This window comes from Pontimicrobium aquaticum, assembly GCF_005047595.1.
Taxonomy (GTDB): Bacteria; Bacteroidota; Bacteroidia; order Flavobacteriales; family Flavobacteriaceae; genus Pontimicrobium; species Pontimicrobium aquaticum.
On record NZ_SUPL01000004.1, the window covers coordinates 255,383 to 271,163 of the forward strand.

11 protein-coding genes are annotated in these 15,781 nt (G+C 33.0%); 7 read left to right on the plus strand and 4 right to left on the minus strand.

Features of this window, described 5'->3' with window-relative positions:
- Positions 1-33: 33 nt before the first annotated feature.
- From E5167_RS09055 to E5167_RS09070, 4 genes are all read right to left on the minus strand, one after another.
- On the minus strand, positions 34-672 hold the full coding sequence (locus tag E5167_RS09055) for a YceI family protein (RefSeq protein WP_136843250.1): 639 nt from the start codon (positions 670-672) through the stop codon (positions 34-36).
- Positions 673-957: 285 nt separating this feature from the next.
- On the minus strand, positions 958-1,497 hold the full coding sequence (locus E5167_RS09060; protein ID WP_169301407.1) for an REP-associated tyrosine transposase: 540 nt from the start codon (positions 1,495-1,497) through the stop codon (positions 958-960).
- 102 nt (positions 1,498-1,599) lie between these two features.
- The gene (locus tag E5167_RS09065) at positions 1,600-2,031 is read right to left on the minus strand and encodes a hypothetical protein (protein WP_136843252.1); all 432 of its coding nucleotides are present in this window, start codon (positions 2,029-2,031) and stop codon (positions 1,600-1,602) included.
- A gap of 80 nt (positions 2,032-2,111) precedes the next feature.
- On the minus strand, positions 2,112-3,194 hold the full coding sequence (locus E5167_RS09070) for an AbiH family protein (protein ID WP_136843254.1): 1,083 nt from the start codon (positions 3,192-3,194) through the stop codon (positions 2,112-2,114).
- A gap of 197 nt (positions 3,195-3,391) precedes the next feature.
- On the opposite strand from E5167_RS09070, the gene uvrA reads away from it, so the two are divergent.
- From uvrA to E5167_RS09105, 7 genes are all read left to right on the plus strand, one after another.
- The gene (gene uvrA / locus E5167_RS09075; protein WP_136843256.1) at positions 3,392-6,223 is read left to right on the plus strand and encodes an excinuclease ABC subunit UvrA; all 2,832 of its coding nucleotides are present in this window, start codon (positions 3,392-3,394) and stop codon (positions 6,221-6,223) included.
- Between the two features lie 32 nt (positions 6,224-6,255).
- On the plus strand, positions 6,256-6,945 hold the full coding sequence (locus tag E5167_RS09080; protein ID WP_136843258.1) for an LOG family protein: 690 nt from the start codon (positions 6,256-6,258) through the stop codon (positions 6,943-6,945).
- A 25-nt stretch (positions 6,946-6,970) separates the two neighbouring features.
- Positions 6,971-8,221 carry a T9SS type A sorting domain-containing protein gene (locus tag E5167_RS09085; RefSeq protein WP_136843260.1) on the plus strand — a complete coding sequence of 417 codons (1,251 nt, stop codon included), beginning with the start codon at positions 6,971-6,973 and terminating at the stop codon, positions 8,219-8,221.
- A 1-nt stretch (position 8,222) separates the two neighbouring features.
- Positions 8,223-11,057, plus strand: coding sequence for a gluzincin family metallopeptidase (locus E5167_RS09090; RefSeq protein ID WP_239021970.1), 2,835 nt, complete (start codon positions 8,223-8,225; stop codon positions 11,055-11,057).
- Positions 11,058-11,219: 162 nt separating this feature from the next.
- Positions 11,220-13,631 carry an alpha-ketoacid dehydrogenase subunit alpha/beta gene (locus tag E5167_RS09095; protein WP_136843262.1) on the plus strand — a complete coding sequence of 804 codons (2,412 nt, stop codon included), beginning with the start codon at positions 11,220-11,222 and terminating at the stop codon, positions 13,629-13,631.
- Positions 13,632-13,717: 86 nt separating this feature from the next.
- On the plus strand, positions 13,718-15,328 hold the full coding sequence (locus E5167_RS09100) for a class I SAM-dependent methyltransferase (protein ID WP_136843264.1): 1,611 nt from the start codon (positions 13,718-13,720) through the stop codon (positions 15,326-15,328).
- A gap of 75 nt (positions 15,329-15,403) precedes the next feature.
- Positions 15,404-15,781, plus strand: coding sequence for a DoxX family protein (locus E5167_RS09105; RefSeq protein ID WP_136843266.1), 378 nt, complete (start codon positions 15,404-15,406; stop codon positions 15,779-15,781).

A 15,781-nucleotide genomic window follows, 5' to 3' on the forward strand; every position in this document is an offset into this window, starting at 1 on the left:
ATCGAGACATAGCCTATGGCTTCATTTAACTATTTAAAGTCTTTTAAGTAAAATATCGACATGTAAAGCCACTTCACTCCAAGTTTTACTAACACCATCTTCACCTGTATGTAATAGTTCGCAAGCTTTATGCAATGAAGCAAGTGCCTCCATGGCATCCCATTTTTCTAAATGCATAACACCATCAAAAGAAAGGTTGGTATCGCTAGAAGCGGTATATGTTAGTGGAATAGTCTCAGTGTTTCCATTTAACGTAACATCTATCGAGCAGGTATTATTGTCTGCTACCTTAAACACACCTGAAATAAATTCAGGGTCATTCATAACATTAAAAAAGAACTCCAAAATTTTAGGGTCCCTTGTATTGGTAATATCATTGGTAAATAAACTACTTACAGGAATACTGAATTTAGCTCCATTAAGGGCTTCTAAAGCCGTTTCGCCATTACCAATATTGGTGATGTTTACTTTTTTAAATTCACCACCAATAGCTATTTTATCCGTGGTTTTATAAGCGGTAAACTTTACTTTTGTAGAATCTTTTACCAAACTAAATGTGTTTTCTGAAGTTTGAGCTTCTTGTGTTTTAGTAGCATCATTTTTTTTAGACTCCTTGCATGCTAATACTGCTATAAGTAGAAAGCTTAAAGCAACTAATTTTAAATTTTTCATGTAACGTTGTTTTATTAAAACGGACTGTAAATTTACATATAAATACAACGCATTGCTAAATACATTGTTAAAGATTTTAGGTTTCGTTTAAGCACCCAAACCGCTATTTTTTATAATACTGTTGGAAAATCATTATTTATTCATCGATAGTCCAAGCCTTAACTATTTTAGGTAACCTTGTAATAACTTCTTTTCCAAAAATCACCTCAGTTACTAGTCAAATGTTACCGCGCGAATCTTTCGCGTGGTATTAACCCTTAAAATTCTGAAAGACACAAACATTATCTAACAATCCTTTTTCTCCAGCATAATCTGCCGCACTACTGCACTACTGTATTTATAATCTTCTGCTTTAAAAACAATGCCTTCCTTAACTGGATTATTATGAATGTAATTTATTTTTTGTTGAATAACCCCATTGCTCCATAGTTCAATAGGCTTATTGTCATGACGCCAGAATTGAAAATTAGTGGTATTTGAACTCTTTTGAGCTTCCTTTTTAAAACAAGCCAATAAAAACTCTTTCCTGCTTTCTCTTGGGTTTTCTTGAATGGCTTTAATAACAGATTTACTTGTAAATCGTTTAAAATCTCCTAATAATAATTCTGGTTTTTGATGTTCAATACTTCTAAAAATTAAATGAACATGGTTGGTCATGATGCACCAAGCATGTATTTCCATTCCTTTGTTTTTTTGGCAATAACTTAAGCTTTCTAAAAGTAAATCTTTGTATTGGTGCCTTGTAAAAACATCTAACCAACCTACTACAGCAAAACTCACAAAATACAAACCTTCTGGATTACGAAATTTATAATTTCTGCTCACTTATTTTAGCTTTGTTTAAAAATAGTAAAGCTTTTTAAATAGGAACTGGATTAAAAAAATTAAAAATCCACGCGAAAGATTCGCGCGGGAACAGGGGATAGCCTAGAGGATTAAGTTTTCAAGAATTTTTAATTCTGATGTTTCTAAATTTTTAGTTGGCAAGTACAGCTCTTGTTTAGAGGAAAGACTTAATTTATAATAGGCCTTTCTTTTATGAGCCTTATCAATTTCAGAGTAATCAACTTCCGATTTTATTTTCCCTTTTTGCAAAAGCAGTTTATCAGCTTGAATAGAAACCTCAACATCAAAATTATTGTACCAACTTTTTAAATAAAGCAACACAATAAATGGCTTAAGCATATAATAAACACCAAAGAAAATCATAAACCCTGCATAACCAATTCCTGCTTTTGTATTTCCGTTAGTATATTGGTTAATTCCCATAATGAGTATTAATGGTCCTGCTGAAAGTCTTAATATCATATAAGGGATACCATAGCCAAAGTAATACTCATTTAAGAATATTTTTGTCATTTCAATTTTAGATAGTTGTTGATTTTTCAAAGGTTCACACTTGTTTCTTTAAACTCAGTTCTTTGTTAGCAATAGTTAATCTATGGGAAAAATGTGCTCTCCTCATAGTTTTTGAGTTTTACTCTTAAATCTTTTTCATTATCAATTATTCGACTAATTGAATATATCTGCTTATTAAATGCTTCTCTAATATTGGATAAATCATTCTTTAAATCACTTCTTTTAAAAAGGTGAATTCTATTACACTTTTGATTATTTAGAATTTCTTTTAACAAGGTTTTATCTGTTTGTGCTAATGAGTGGCCAATAATTACAACATCATATTCGTCGAAATATTCAAGTGCATCTTCATAAACTGAATTATATTTGTTGTTATTGAGATATTCAAAAGTTTTGAAAAAACGCAGGAATTCGTCTATTTCAGTAGCTTTGATGTCTTTATAATTAGGATGCTGATCATTTCCATATCCAAAAATTATGTCTTTGGAATCAATGTCGCCATGTATGTAATTTATTTTTATTTTGTCAGATTGCTCTATATAGTTTTCAATTGAAATGGTGTAATTGAAATTTATAACATAAACATTTTGGAAAGAATCTATATTAATTGAATTAAAAAACTTCTTTACATATCTGTTAGGTTCAGTTTTTATGGTTTTTAAGTATTCAAAAAGAGTTTCTTTTATCTCAATAAGATTATTATTTAACTCTACAATTTCTTTTGTTTTTTGTGCTTTAGAATTAGTTGTTTTAAAAATTGAAATTAATTCAAAAAAATAAGCATTTTCTATATCAAACCAATTTTCGAACTGGTTGCCAAATAGTTTACCTAAAAACCTATTATTGAGTATTTGTTTTAATTGACTTGAAAATAAATTAAGTGTATCTGGTAATTTTTCAGGAGTTTTAAGAATTTTGTGAGCTGTCAGACGTTGAATGAAATTTCCATTTTCATTAAAAAGATGATTTCGATTAATTTCATTTAAAAAGCTTTTAAAGATAAATTTTGACTCTTTTACTGAAGATCCGAATTCCATTATTTCGGCAGAGAGTTTTTTATCAATAATGTGATTTGCAAAGTCATTATACGATGTCTTATAGTTGTGAGCTAGGTCAAAACCATTTCCTATGATAAGTATTAAATTTTCTGATTTAAAATTCACTGATTAATTATTGCCAACGGTTAAGATAAATTCAGCTTTAATTACAGTTTATCAACTGTCAAACGAAAGTAGTTATTTTTAGTAAGAAAATCAATACGTACTTCTACGTATATAAGCCTCATTTATCAACAATACCCTGTTAGTATGTTACTTCCTATTTACCTATAAAATCTGTACCTTTGCAACTTTGCCATGTTATGACCAATTTCGAAGAAAACATAGACGTACAAGGAGCACGAGTTCACAACCTTAAAAACATAGATGTGACCATCCCTAGAGAAAAACTAGTGGTTATTACAGGCTTGTCCGGGAGTGGTAAATCATCCTTGGCGTTCGATACGATTTATGCCGAAGGGCAACGACGCTATATTGAAACGTTTTCGGCCTATGCGCGACAGTTTTTAGGTGGCTTGGAACGTCCTGATGTCGATAAAATTGATGGCCTCTCGCCTGTGATTGCCATAGAGCAAAAAACCACGAGTAAGTCACCACGATCAACCGTTGGTACCATTACCGAAATTTATGATTTTTTACGTCTGCTGTACGCTCGTGCGAGTGATGCATACAGCTACAATACAGGCGAAAAAATGGTAAGCTATAGCGACGAGCAAATAAAAACGCTGATTATTGAGAGTTTCGCTGGTAAACGCATCAATATTTTAGCACCTGTGATTCGTTCTAGAAAAGGGCATTATCGCGAACTGTTTGAGCAAATTGCCAAACAAGGCTTTGTAAAAGTACGTACCGATGGCGAGGTTAAAGACCTTGTAAAAGGCATGAAGCTGGATCGTTACAAAACTCACGATATAGAGATTGTGATTGACAGACTTAAAATTGACGAGACTGTCGATAACGATAAACGCCTTACAGAAAGCATTAACACAGCTATGTATCATGGTGATAATGTGCTTATGGTGATTGATAACGACACCAACGACGTGCGCTATTTTAGTAGAAATTTAATGTGTCCTTCGTCTGGGATTTCGTATCCAAATCCTGAGCCAAATAATTTTTCGTTCAACTCGCCAAAAGGCGCTTGTAGTAAGTGTAATGGTATAGGTACGTTATACCAAGTAAATGAAGATAAGATAATTCCAGACCCAAATATATCCATAAAACATGGTGGTTTAGCACCGCAAGGCCCACAAAAAAACTCTTGGATTTTCAAACAATTAGAAGCCATAGCTATACGCTTTAAGTTTGATTTGGCAGACCCAATTAGCAAAATTCCAAAGGACGCCTTAGAGATGATTTTGTATGGTGGCAACGAAAAATTTACTGTGGATAGCAAAACGCTTGGTGTATCGCGTAACTATAACATCGATTTTGAAGGGATTGCTAATTTTATTGAAAGTCAGTATAAAAATGCCGAATCTACGTCCATAAAACGTTGGGCAAAAGACTATATGGATAAGGTAGTGTGTTCGGAATGCGAAGGCTCTCGATTAAAAAAAGAATCGTTGTACTTTAAAGTTAATGGTAAAAACATTTCGGAATTAGCCAATTTGGATATTGTTGATTTAGCAGCATGGTTTAAAGATTTAGACACCCATTTATCGGACAAGCAAAAAACCATTTCCGAAGAAATTATCAAAGAAATAAAAGCACGTATTCAGTTTTTATTGGATGTTGGCTTAACATACTTAACTTTAGATAGGAGCTCAAAATCCTTATCTGGTGGTGAAGCACAGCGTATTCGTTTAGCAACTCAAATAGGGTCGCAATTGGTTGGCGTGCTCTATATTCTAGATGAGCCAAGTATTGGCTTGCATCAGCGTGATAACGAAAAGTTGATAAATTCGTTAATCTCTTTGAGAGATATTGGTAATTCAGTCATTGTGGTAGAGCATGACAAAGACATGATTGAGCGTGCAGACCACGTGATCGATATTGGTCCTTTTGCAGGAAAACATGGTGGCGAAATTATTAGTGAAGGCACACCTGATGAGCTTAAAGCGCATCATACACTTACAGCCGATTACTTAAACGGCACCAAAGAAATTGAAATTCCAAAAAAACGTCGTAAAGGCAATGGGAAAACAATGACTCTAACTGGTTGTACAGGAAACAACTTAAAAAATGTATCTGTAAAATTTCCTTTAGGAAAAATGATTGGTGTGACTGGTGTGTCTGGGAGTGGGAAATCGACGTTAATTAACGAAACGCTCTACCCTATTTTAAACAACTATTACTTTAATGGTGTAAAAACACCAATGCCATATAAAAAGATTACTGGCTTAAAGCATATTGATAAAGTGATTGATATTAATCAGTCGCCAATTGGACGTACGCCACGAAGTAATCCTGCTACTTATACAGGTGTGTTTAGTGAAATACGTAGCCTGTTTGCTAAAATTCCTGAAGCAATGATTAGAGGTTATAAACCTGGTCGTTTTAGCTTTAATGTTGCTGGTGGACGTTGTGAAACCTGTAAAGGTGGTGGTTTGCGTGTTATAGAAATGAATTTTCTACCAGATGTGTATGTAGAATGTGAAACCTGTCAGGGTAAACGCTTTAATCGTGAAACTTTGGAAATTCGTTACAAAGGAAAATCGATTAGCGATGTATTAAACATGACGATTGACGAAGCAGTCCCATTTTTTGAACACATCCCAAAAATATACCGAAAACTAAAAACCATACAAGATGTTGGTTTGGGCTACATCTCGTTAGGACAACAAAGCACAACCCTTTCTGGTGGTGAAGCACAACGCATTAAACTAGCTACCGAATTAAGCAAACGCGACACAGGAAACACCTTCTATATTTTGGATGAACCAACTACTGGATTGCATTTTGAGGACATTCGCGTACTCATGCTAGTACTCAATAAGTTAGTTGACAAAGGCAATACGGTATTGATTATTGAACACAATATGGATGTTATTAAAACAGTAGATCATATTATTGATATTGGTTATGAAGGTGGAAAAGGTGGTGGACAAATAGTAGTTGAAGGCACTCCAGAAGCTGTCGCTAAGCACCCTAAGAGCTATACAGCTAAGTTCCTAAAAAAAGAACTAAATTAGCGTTTGGTATAAAATAAAATTGAAGCGAAAAGATGAATAAAAGTTTACATCCAAAAGGTTGGAATGAAATAAAAACAAACGACTCCTGGGCAATTTTTAAAATTATGGGTGAGTTTGTAAACGGTTTTGAAAAAATGAGTCGCATAGGACCTTGTATTTCCATATTTGGTTCAGCAAGAACAAAACCTGATAACAAATATTACAAATTAGCACAAAGCATTGCTAAAGAAATTGTGGAAGCTGGCTATGGTGTTATTACTGGTGGTGGACCAGGAATTATGGAAGCTGGTAATAAAGGCGCGCATTTAGGCGGAGGAACTTCGGTAGGTTTAAATATAGATTTGCCTTTCGAGCAACATGACAACCCATATATTGATAGTGACAAAAGTCTTGATTTTGATTATTTCTTTGTTAGAAAAGTAATGTTTGTAAAGTATTCACAAGGCTTTGTAGTGATGCCTGGAGGCTTTGGTACGTTAGACGAATTATTTGAAGCTATCACACTTATTCAAACCAATAAAATTGAAAAGTTTCCAATTATATTAGTAGGAACAGAGTTTTGGAGTGGCGTGATAAATTGGATTAAGGATACATTACTTGATAAATTTGGAAATATTAGCGCAACCGATTTAGATCTAATCAACCTAGTAGATACAGAAGCTGAAGTTATCGAGATTCTAGACTCGTTCTATAAAAAGTACGAATTGAGTCCTAATTTTTAATAAACCTAATTCTTTCTCCCTAAGAATGGTAAAAAAATATGTAGTAGCAATAGTAATGCTTACTAGCCTTTTTGGGTATTCGCAAGAAACCTTTAAGGCCATGTTTTACAATGTGCTAAATTTTCCTTTACAGGAACCAGTAAGTAGGATTCAGTATTTAGATGTTATTTTAAATGATTATTTACCAGATGTATTTATGATTTGCGAATTAAACAACGAAGACGGTGCCGATGATATTTTAAGGCTCATGCAAGATATAAACCCAAACTATCAAAGAGCCTTGTTTGTTGAAAACACTTCAGATGATACTATTGGGGATCAAAACGATTTACAGAATATGATTTTTTATGATAGTTCCAAGTTTATTCTAGAATCTCAAGCAGAAGTTACTACTATATATCGAGATTTTAATCATTACAAATTAAAATTAAACACTATAGACCAAGCCAGTAAACCAGTATATTTAGATGTGTTTGTAACACATTTAAAATCTTCCAGCGGTACAGATAATAAAAATTTACGTAAACAAATGGTCGATGCTTTTGTAGCCTATTTAAGCACCATGCCAAATGATAGTAATGTGCTTCTTGCAGGAGATTTAAACCTATATACTTCTTCTGAGCCAGCTTTTCAAGAACTAATTGACCAAACAAACAATATCACCTTGATGGATCCTGCGAATCGTATTGGAAGTTGGAGCAATAACACAAGCTATTTAGATGTGTTTACGCAGTCAACAAGAACAACAAGTGCTCTTGGAGGTGCTGGTGGTGGTTTTGACGATAGGTTTGATTTTATTATGACTTCCGAAAACATGGCTACAAACCCTGATATTTCGTTTGTTTCTGGTACATACCAAGCTTATGGCAATAACAACAATAGTAGCTGTTATAATGAAAATATTAATTCAGTAAATTGTAGTGGTCCAACATTTAGTCAATCTATTAGAGATGCACTTTATTATTTTAGCGACCATTTACCAGTAACTTTAACACTAGAAACTAACGAAACGCTAAGCAATAAAACATTAGAACCAGAATATGGCATAACCATTGAAGGAAGTAATTTAATAAGAGATAATATTACTGTGAAAATTCATCCACAACTAAACATTACTACATTGCGCATATATAATGTTTTAGGACAAAAAATGGAAGAATATAAAGTTGTTGATAGGAATTTTATTAACTTAAATGTTTCATACTTGTCAAGTGGCATGTATTATATTATAACAGATAAAAATATAACAGAGCCCTTAAAATTTATCAAGCACTAATTTGAGATATCGAATTCTACATATATTTATTGTTGCTTTAACATCAACAAGCTTGTTTTGTCAAGATAAAATTGATATTAAAGCTACATTTAATATAGATTTTGATCAAATACAAATCAACCAATTCATTTCATATAAAAACACATCAAACGATACATTAAGTACTATTTACTTAAACGATTGGAGTAATAGTTATTCTACAAAAAGCACACCGCTTGCAAAACGTTTTTCAGAAGAGTACGATGGTAAATTTCATTTTGCTAAAAGTGAAGAAAGAGGCTTTACAACAGTTACATCTATAATTAATCAATCAAACAATAGTTTGAGTTTTGAACGCCTAAAAGCACATCCAGATATTATAAAAGTAACTCTAGAAATGCCAATAGCTCCAAGCGAAAGCTACGAGATTACCTTAAAATATATAGTTAAAATTCCTAGTACGAAGTTTACCGATTATGGTGTTACGCCTTTAAAAGATTATAATTTAAAGTATTGGTATATTACACCTACTATTTATGATGGTAAATGGCACTATTACAGCAACAAAAATTTAGATGATCTTTTTGTACCGAAAGCTGATATTACGCTTCAAGTTGAATTTCCAAGAAACTATTTACTTACCTCTGAGCTCGATTTAGTAAACACAACACAAAACACTAATTCTCAAACTGCGCTTTTAAAAGGAAATAACAGAGTGGATTCTAGACTTTTTTTACAGAAACTACCTGTTTACAGAACCATTCAAACCGATAAATTTTCTATTGTTTCAAACTACACCGAAAAAGATTTGGAACCTTCTAAAAAAGCTGTTATTACCGATAAAGTTGTACAGTTTGTAACCAAGCACTTGGGATCTTATCCTCATAAAAAACTTATTGTTTCTAATATAGACACCAAAAAAGATCCTGTGTATGGATTAAATCAATTACCAGATTTTATTAGACCTTTTCCTAAAAATTTTCAGTTTGAATTACAACTATTAAAAAACACGCTTGGGAATTATTTAGATAATACGCTACTTATAAATCCGCGTAAAGAACAATGGTTAAAAGATGGTATTCAAATTTATTTTCTCATAAAATATATTGAAGAAAATTATCCAGATATGAAATTAGCTGGTTCTTTAGCTGATATTTGGGGACTTAGAGCGTTTCATGCTGCCTCTTTAAAATTTAACGAACAGTACAGTTTCGTGTATATGCATATGGCCAGAACTAATAGAGATCAGCCTTTAACTACCTCAAAAGATTCGCTTTTAAGATTCAATAGCGATTTAGCTAACAAATACAAGGCAGGTGTCGGATTAAAGTATTTAGATGATTATATAAATGCTCAAACTTTAGAAAATACCTTAAAAGAATTTTTAAAAACGTATGCTCTTAAAAACACAGACACAAATGCCTTTGAAACCTTATTAAAGTCTAAAACAGATAAAAATCTGGATTGGTTTTTTAAGGACTATGTTAATACCAATAAAAAAATTGATTTTAAAATAAAGAGCTTAAAAAAAACAGACGATTCTATTACATTAACCATAAAAAACAAAAGGCAAAACAGTATGCCTGTGTCTTTATTCACACTTAAAAATGATACAGTAACCTCAAAAATATGGATAGAAAATATTAAGAATAATAAAACCCTAACCATACCTAGGTTTGATACCAACAAACTTGTACTAAATTATGACAATTCAATCCCCGAATATAATTTAAGAGATAATTGGAAATCATTAAATGGGTTTCTTGCAAACAACAAACCTCTACAGTTAAGACTGTTTAAAGATGTAGAAGACCCTTCTAAAACACAAGTGTTTTTAATGCCTCTTATAGAGTATAGAAATATATATGATGGACTCGTTATTGGAAGTAAGTTTTATAATAAAACTTTATTGCGTCGTGGTTTTAACTATAAATTTGCTCCTAGCTATGGAACTAAGTCTAAATCGTTTACATTTTCAGCATCCATAAATTACACTCAAAATATCGAGAATAAAGACTTATACGGTATTACTTATGGTATGTCAGGAAAGTATTCGTCTTTTGGTCCAAACTTGTTTGCAAGAGTTATTACACCATATTTAAGATTCAATTTTAGAGATCACACCGATTATAGGTCTAACAAATTTCAATCGTTAAATTTTAGATATATAGATATTAATAAAGACGAAGATGTAAATAATATTACCAGTAATATCGATCCTAATTATAGTGTTTTTAACGCTCGTTATATAAACACAAACCCTGGTCTTATAGATTATTACAAATGGTTTACCGATTTTCAGCTTGCTAAAAATTTTGGTAAGCTCTCATTTAACTATGAGTATAGAAAATTATTTGAAAGCAACAGACAAATAAATTTACGTTTTTTCACAGGAGTATTTTTATATAACAAAAACCCATCAGACTTTGATTACTTTAGTTTTGCTTTAGATAGACCTACTGATTACTTATTTGACTACAATTATTTAGGACGCTCTGAAGCTTCAGGAATTTTTAGCCAGCAAATCATTATTGCTGAAGGAGGCTTTAAATCTAAATTAAACACACCTTTTGCCAATAGATGGATGAGTACTGTTAATTTTAGTACGACACTTTGGAAATACATTCAAGCTTATACCGATTTTGGTTTGGTAAAAAATGCATTGACTCCAGTTAAATTTCAATATGATACAGGTTTAAGAGTAAATTTAGTAACCGATTACTTTGAAGTGTACTTCCCTATTTATTCAAATCTTGGTTGGGAAATAGGGCAACCAAACTACGATCAAAAAATACGTTTTGTGTTTACAGTCGATCCTAAATCGCTACTTGGTTTGTTTAGGAGAAAATGGTATTAGTATATTTAATTATTCTTAATCAAAAATTGATTATTTAAGTTTTTTTGAATAATTGTTAATAATATTTGTTTTTTGTTGAGAATTTGTTAGTTTATTAACAACACACACCATTGCGCAACATACAAATATTTGCTAAATTTGCAGCAACTTAATCCTTATCAAATGCAAACAAATTCCGAGCTTACCAAGAACATGTCTTTTGATGATTTTAAAAGCGAAATCATTAGTGATTATACTATTGCAGTAACAAGCAGAGAGTGCAGTTTACTTGGTCGTCGTGAAGTTTTAACTGGAAAAGCAAAATTCGGAATCTTTGGTGATGGGAAAGAAATACCTCAATTAGCTTGGGCAAAAGCATTTAGAAATGGTGATTTTAGGTCTGGTTACTACAGAGACCAAACGTTTATGATGGCTATTGGGCAGCTAACAATTGAGCAATTTTTTGCAGGCTTATATGCACACACAAGCATTGAAGCTGACCCAATGAGTGCAGGAAGACAAATGGGAGGTCATTTTGGAACCCATAGTTTAGACGACAACTATAACTGGAAAGATCTTACCAAACAAAAAAACTCAAGTGCCGACATCTCTCCTACTGCAGGGCAAATGCCGAGGCTATTAGGATTAGCTCAAGCATCTAAAATTTATAGAAACGTAGAAGGTATTGATAGCTCAAATTTTTCAGTTAAAGGAAATGAAGTTGCTTGGGGAACCATAGGAAACGCTAGTACTAGCGAAGGGTTGTTTTTTGAAACTATTAATGCTGCAGGTGTTTTACAAGTCCCGATGGTTATAAGCGTTTGGGATGATGAATATGGTATTTCGGTACACGCAAAACATCAAACTACTAAAGAAAACATTTCAGAAATCCTTAAAGGGTTTCAACGAGACAAAAAAGGTAATGGTTACGAAATTATTAGAGCAAAAGGCTGGGATTACCCTAGCTTAGTAAATGCCTTTGAAGAAGCTTCAAAAATTGCCAGAGAAGAGCATGTTCCTGTGTTGTTACATATTGATGAACTAACACAACCACAAGGCCATTCTACTTCTGGTTCTCATGAGAGATATAAAAGTCCTGAAAGACTAACATGGGAAAAAGAGCATGATTGCATTGCAAAAATGCGTGAGTGGATGATTAGCAATAGCATCATCACCAATGAGGAAGCCACACAGTTAGAAAAGGATATTAAAAAGAAGGTTAGAGACGGTAAGAAAGCCGCTTGGAATGCCTTTATTTCGCCAATTTTAAATGAAAGAGCTGAACTTAATACACTTCTTGAAAAAGTAGCTCCTACAAGCCCTAATAAAGTATTTATTCAAAAAATCACAAACGACCTAAATGCTATTGATGAGCCTACTAGAAAAGATGTTATTTCGGCCGCAAGAAAAGTTTTAAGATATATCACTTTTGATGATTCTAAAGAAAAAACTGAATTGCAAAATTGGATAAATAGCTATTTCGATATCAATCAGCCAAAATACAGTTCACACTTATACAGCCAATCAAAACTAAGAGCCACAAACATTTCTGAAGTTACTCCAACATATGATGAAAGTCCAGAAATGGTTGATGGCAGAATTATCATAAGAGATAATTTTGATGCCATTTTCAGCAAATATCCTGAAGCCTTAATCTTTGGAGAAGACTCAGGGAATATTGGTGATGTAAACCAAGGGTTAGAAGGTTTACAAGAAAAGTATGGTGAATTAAGAGTTGCAGATGTAGGTATTCGAGAAGCTACCATTTTAGGACAAGGTATTGGAATGGCTATGAGAGGGTTACGTCCTATTGCCGAAATTCAGTATTTGGATTACATCATGTATGCACTTCAAATAATAAGTGATGATCTAGCTACTTTACATTACCGAACCTTAGGAAAGCAAAAAGCACCCATGATTGTGAGAACAAGAGGTCATAGACTGGAAGGTATTTGGCATTCGGGTTCACAAATGGGCGGTATTTTAAACTTAGTGAGAGGCATGTATGTTTTAGTACCTAGAAACATGACTAAAGCAGCAGGTTTTTATAATACTATGCTAGAAAGTGATCAGCCAGCACTTATAGTTGAGTGTTTAAATGGTTATAGATTAAAAGAAAAAATGCCAAGTAATATTGGTGAATTTAAAACTCCTGTAGGTGTTATCGAAACCGTAAAAGAAGGTAGCGATATTACGTTAGTTTCTTACGGTTCTACCTTACGAATGGTAGAGCAAACTGCCAAAGAATTATTGGAAGTTGGTATTGATGCCGAAGTAATTGATGTGCAATCACTAATTCCATTCGATATTAACCATGATATTGCAAAAAGCTTAGAAAAAACAAACCGTTTAATGATTATTGACGAAGATGTTCCTGGTGGTGCTTCGGCTTATATTCTAGATGAGATTATGAATACTCAAAAAGGGTATTTACATCTTGATAGTCAACCGCAAACATTAACCGCAAAAGAACACAGACCAGCCTATGGAACCGATGGTGATTATTTCTCAAAACCATCTTTGGAAGATATTTTTGAAGCGGTTTACAACGTAATGCTTGAGGTAAACCCAGAGGATTACCCAAAATTGCGTTAGTAACATAACCCTTATAATTTTATTAATACTCAAAAGCTCTATCAACTAGAGCTTTTTTTATATATTTAAGACACAACATCTTAAATATGCTCACCAAAAAAGACAAAGCACAACTTAGAAGTATTATTTTTCGTCATTTAGATGGTCTTGCTGTTGCTACAACCGCCTTTTGCTTACATAAAAAAGGTGTCACCAAGTATTTAATTGATAATCAAGAAACAAGTTTAAGCGAGCTTACAAAATCGTTTAACGCAAACGAAGGCTACTTAAATGTTGCCCTAAGAATACTATGCTCTCAGGGTTGGTTGGATAGAATTATTGATAACAAGACCAGTGAAATTTATTATTCAACAAATAAAAACAGCAACAAAGCTTTCCTCTTAATTCCATTGTATGAAGAAGCTGTTAACCTTATCTCCTATTCCATCAAATTTCCTGATGAACGTATTGGACCAGATGCTTTTAGTGTTTTAGAAAAAATATTCAAACAATATGAAGGTGATTTTGGCTTAAAAAATGTCAAAAAAGAGACTATTGAACATCAAGTACTCATGCACATTGAAGGCGTCATTATTGCGCCGATTATTGTGCTGCTTGGTGTAAATGGGCTGTTTCATAAGTATTTTATGGAAGCTTCTTTTAGAGCTCAAGAATATCACAAAAACCCAGAAAGTTTTAAAAAAATACTAGATTTCTTCACTTATTTAGGATGGTTTCATAAAAAGAATGACACCTATAGGTTTACTGACAAAGGTCTATTTTTTGCAAAACGTGCCAGTGCTTATGGTGTTACTGTTTCCTATTTACCTACATTTTTTAATCTGGATAAGCTTATTTTTGGAAATCCACTAATACTTAAAACAAAATCTCCAAATGACACCGAAAAACATGTACATCGAGAAATGAATGTTTGGGGAAGTGGTGGAGCACATTCAACATACTTTAAAATAGTAGATAAAATTATTATTGAGTTATTCAACAAACCAATAGACGAACAACCAAAAGGCATTTTAGATATGGGTTGTGGTAATGGTGCCTTTATTCAGCATATTTTTGATGTGATTGAACACCAAACACTAAGAGGAAAGCTACTTGAAGAACACCCTTTGCTGCTCGTTGGAGCCGATTTTAATCAAGCTGCTTTAAAAGTAACCAGAGCAAACCTTATTAAAGCAGATATTTGGGCAAAAGTAATTTGGGGCGATATTGGCAGACCCGATTTACTGGCAAACGATTTAAAAGAAGATTATAATATCGATCTAAAAGATTTACTGAATGTTAGAACCTTTCTAGATCATAACCGTATTTGGGAACCTCCAAAAAAAGCAACCAAAAGAACAAGTAAATCCTCAGGTGCCTATGCTTTTGAAGGAAACAGGCTTAGCAATAACTTAGTAGAATCTTCTTTAAAAGAGCATTTGGAAAAGTGGAAGCCTTATGTTGAAAAATTTGGATTGTTGATTATTGAGTTACACACTGTGAATCCTGAGCTTGTTGCAACCAACTTAGGAAAAACTGCAGCGACAGCCTATGATGCTACACATGGTTACTCCGACCAATACATATTGGAAGTCGATGTGTTTAACACTATTGCCAAAGACGCTGGTTTATATCCAGATGAACGTTACTTCACTAAGTTTCCAAATAGTGAGTTGGCCACTGTTAGCATTAACCTATTAAGAGGAAAAGAAAAATGAATAACTTAGTAGAAAATACAATTCTAATTAACAAACCTATAAATCAGATTTTTTAAAATCATTAAACTAACTAGCATGTTCACAAAAAACTACAACGACTTAGCCTTAGCCATTTTAAGAATTGGCACTTCAGCCATGATGCTTACTCATGGCATCCCAAAAATCAGTCGCTTATTTGCTGATGAAGTACAATTCATGGATTTTCTAGGTTTAGGAGCTACAACCTCTTTAACGATGGCTTTAATTGGCGAAGTTATAGCTCCAATATTTATCATTTTTGGGTTTAGAACAAAATTGGCCGCGATATTCCCAATAGCGACTATGTTAGTAGCGTTCTTTTTTGTGCATTTAGATGACCCTTTTGGAAAGCAAGAAAAAGCATTGTTGTTTTTAATGACTTATTTAGTGATATTTCTAGCTGGTCCTGGGAAGTTTTCGATAGATAGTAAATAA

Coding starts and splice junctions, on each gene's coding strand:
- E5167_RS09085 (WP_136843260.1), top strand. CDS start 6,971: ATGGTAAAAAAATATGTAGTAGCAATAGTAATGCTTACTAGCCTTTTT.
- uvrA (WP_136843256.1), top strand. CDS start 3,392: ATGACCAATTTCGAAGAAAACATAGACGTACAAGGAGCACGAGTTCAC.
- E5167_RS09055 (WP_136843250.1), bottom strand. CDS start 672: ATGAAAAATTTAAAATTAGTTGCTTTAAGCTTTCTACTTATAGCAGTA.
- E5167_RS09095 (WP_136843262.1), top strand. CDS start 11,220: ATGCAAACAAATTCCGAGCTTACCAAGAACATGTCTTTTGATGATTTT.
- E5167_RS09065 (WP_136843252.1), bottom strand. CDS start 2,031: ATGACAAAAATATTCTTAAATGAGTATTACTTTGGCTATGGTATCCCT.
- E5167_RS09105 (WP_136843266.1), top strand. CDS start 15,404: ATGTTCACAAAAAACTACAACGACTTAGCCTTAGCCATTTTAAGAATT.
- E5167_RS09080 (WP_136843258.1), top strand. CDS start 6,256: ATGAATAAAAGTTTACATCCAAAAGGTTGGAATGAAATAAAAACAAAC.
- E5167_RS09100 (WP_136843264.1), top strand. CDS start 13,718: ATGCTCACCAAAAAAGACAAAGCACAACTTAGAAGTATTATTTTTCGT.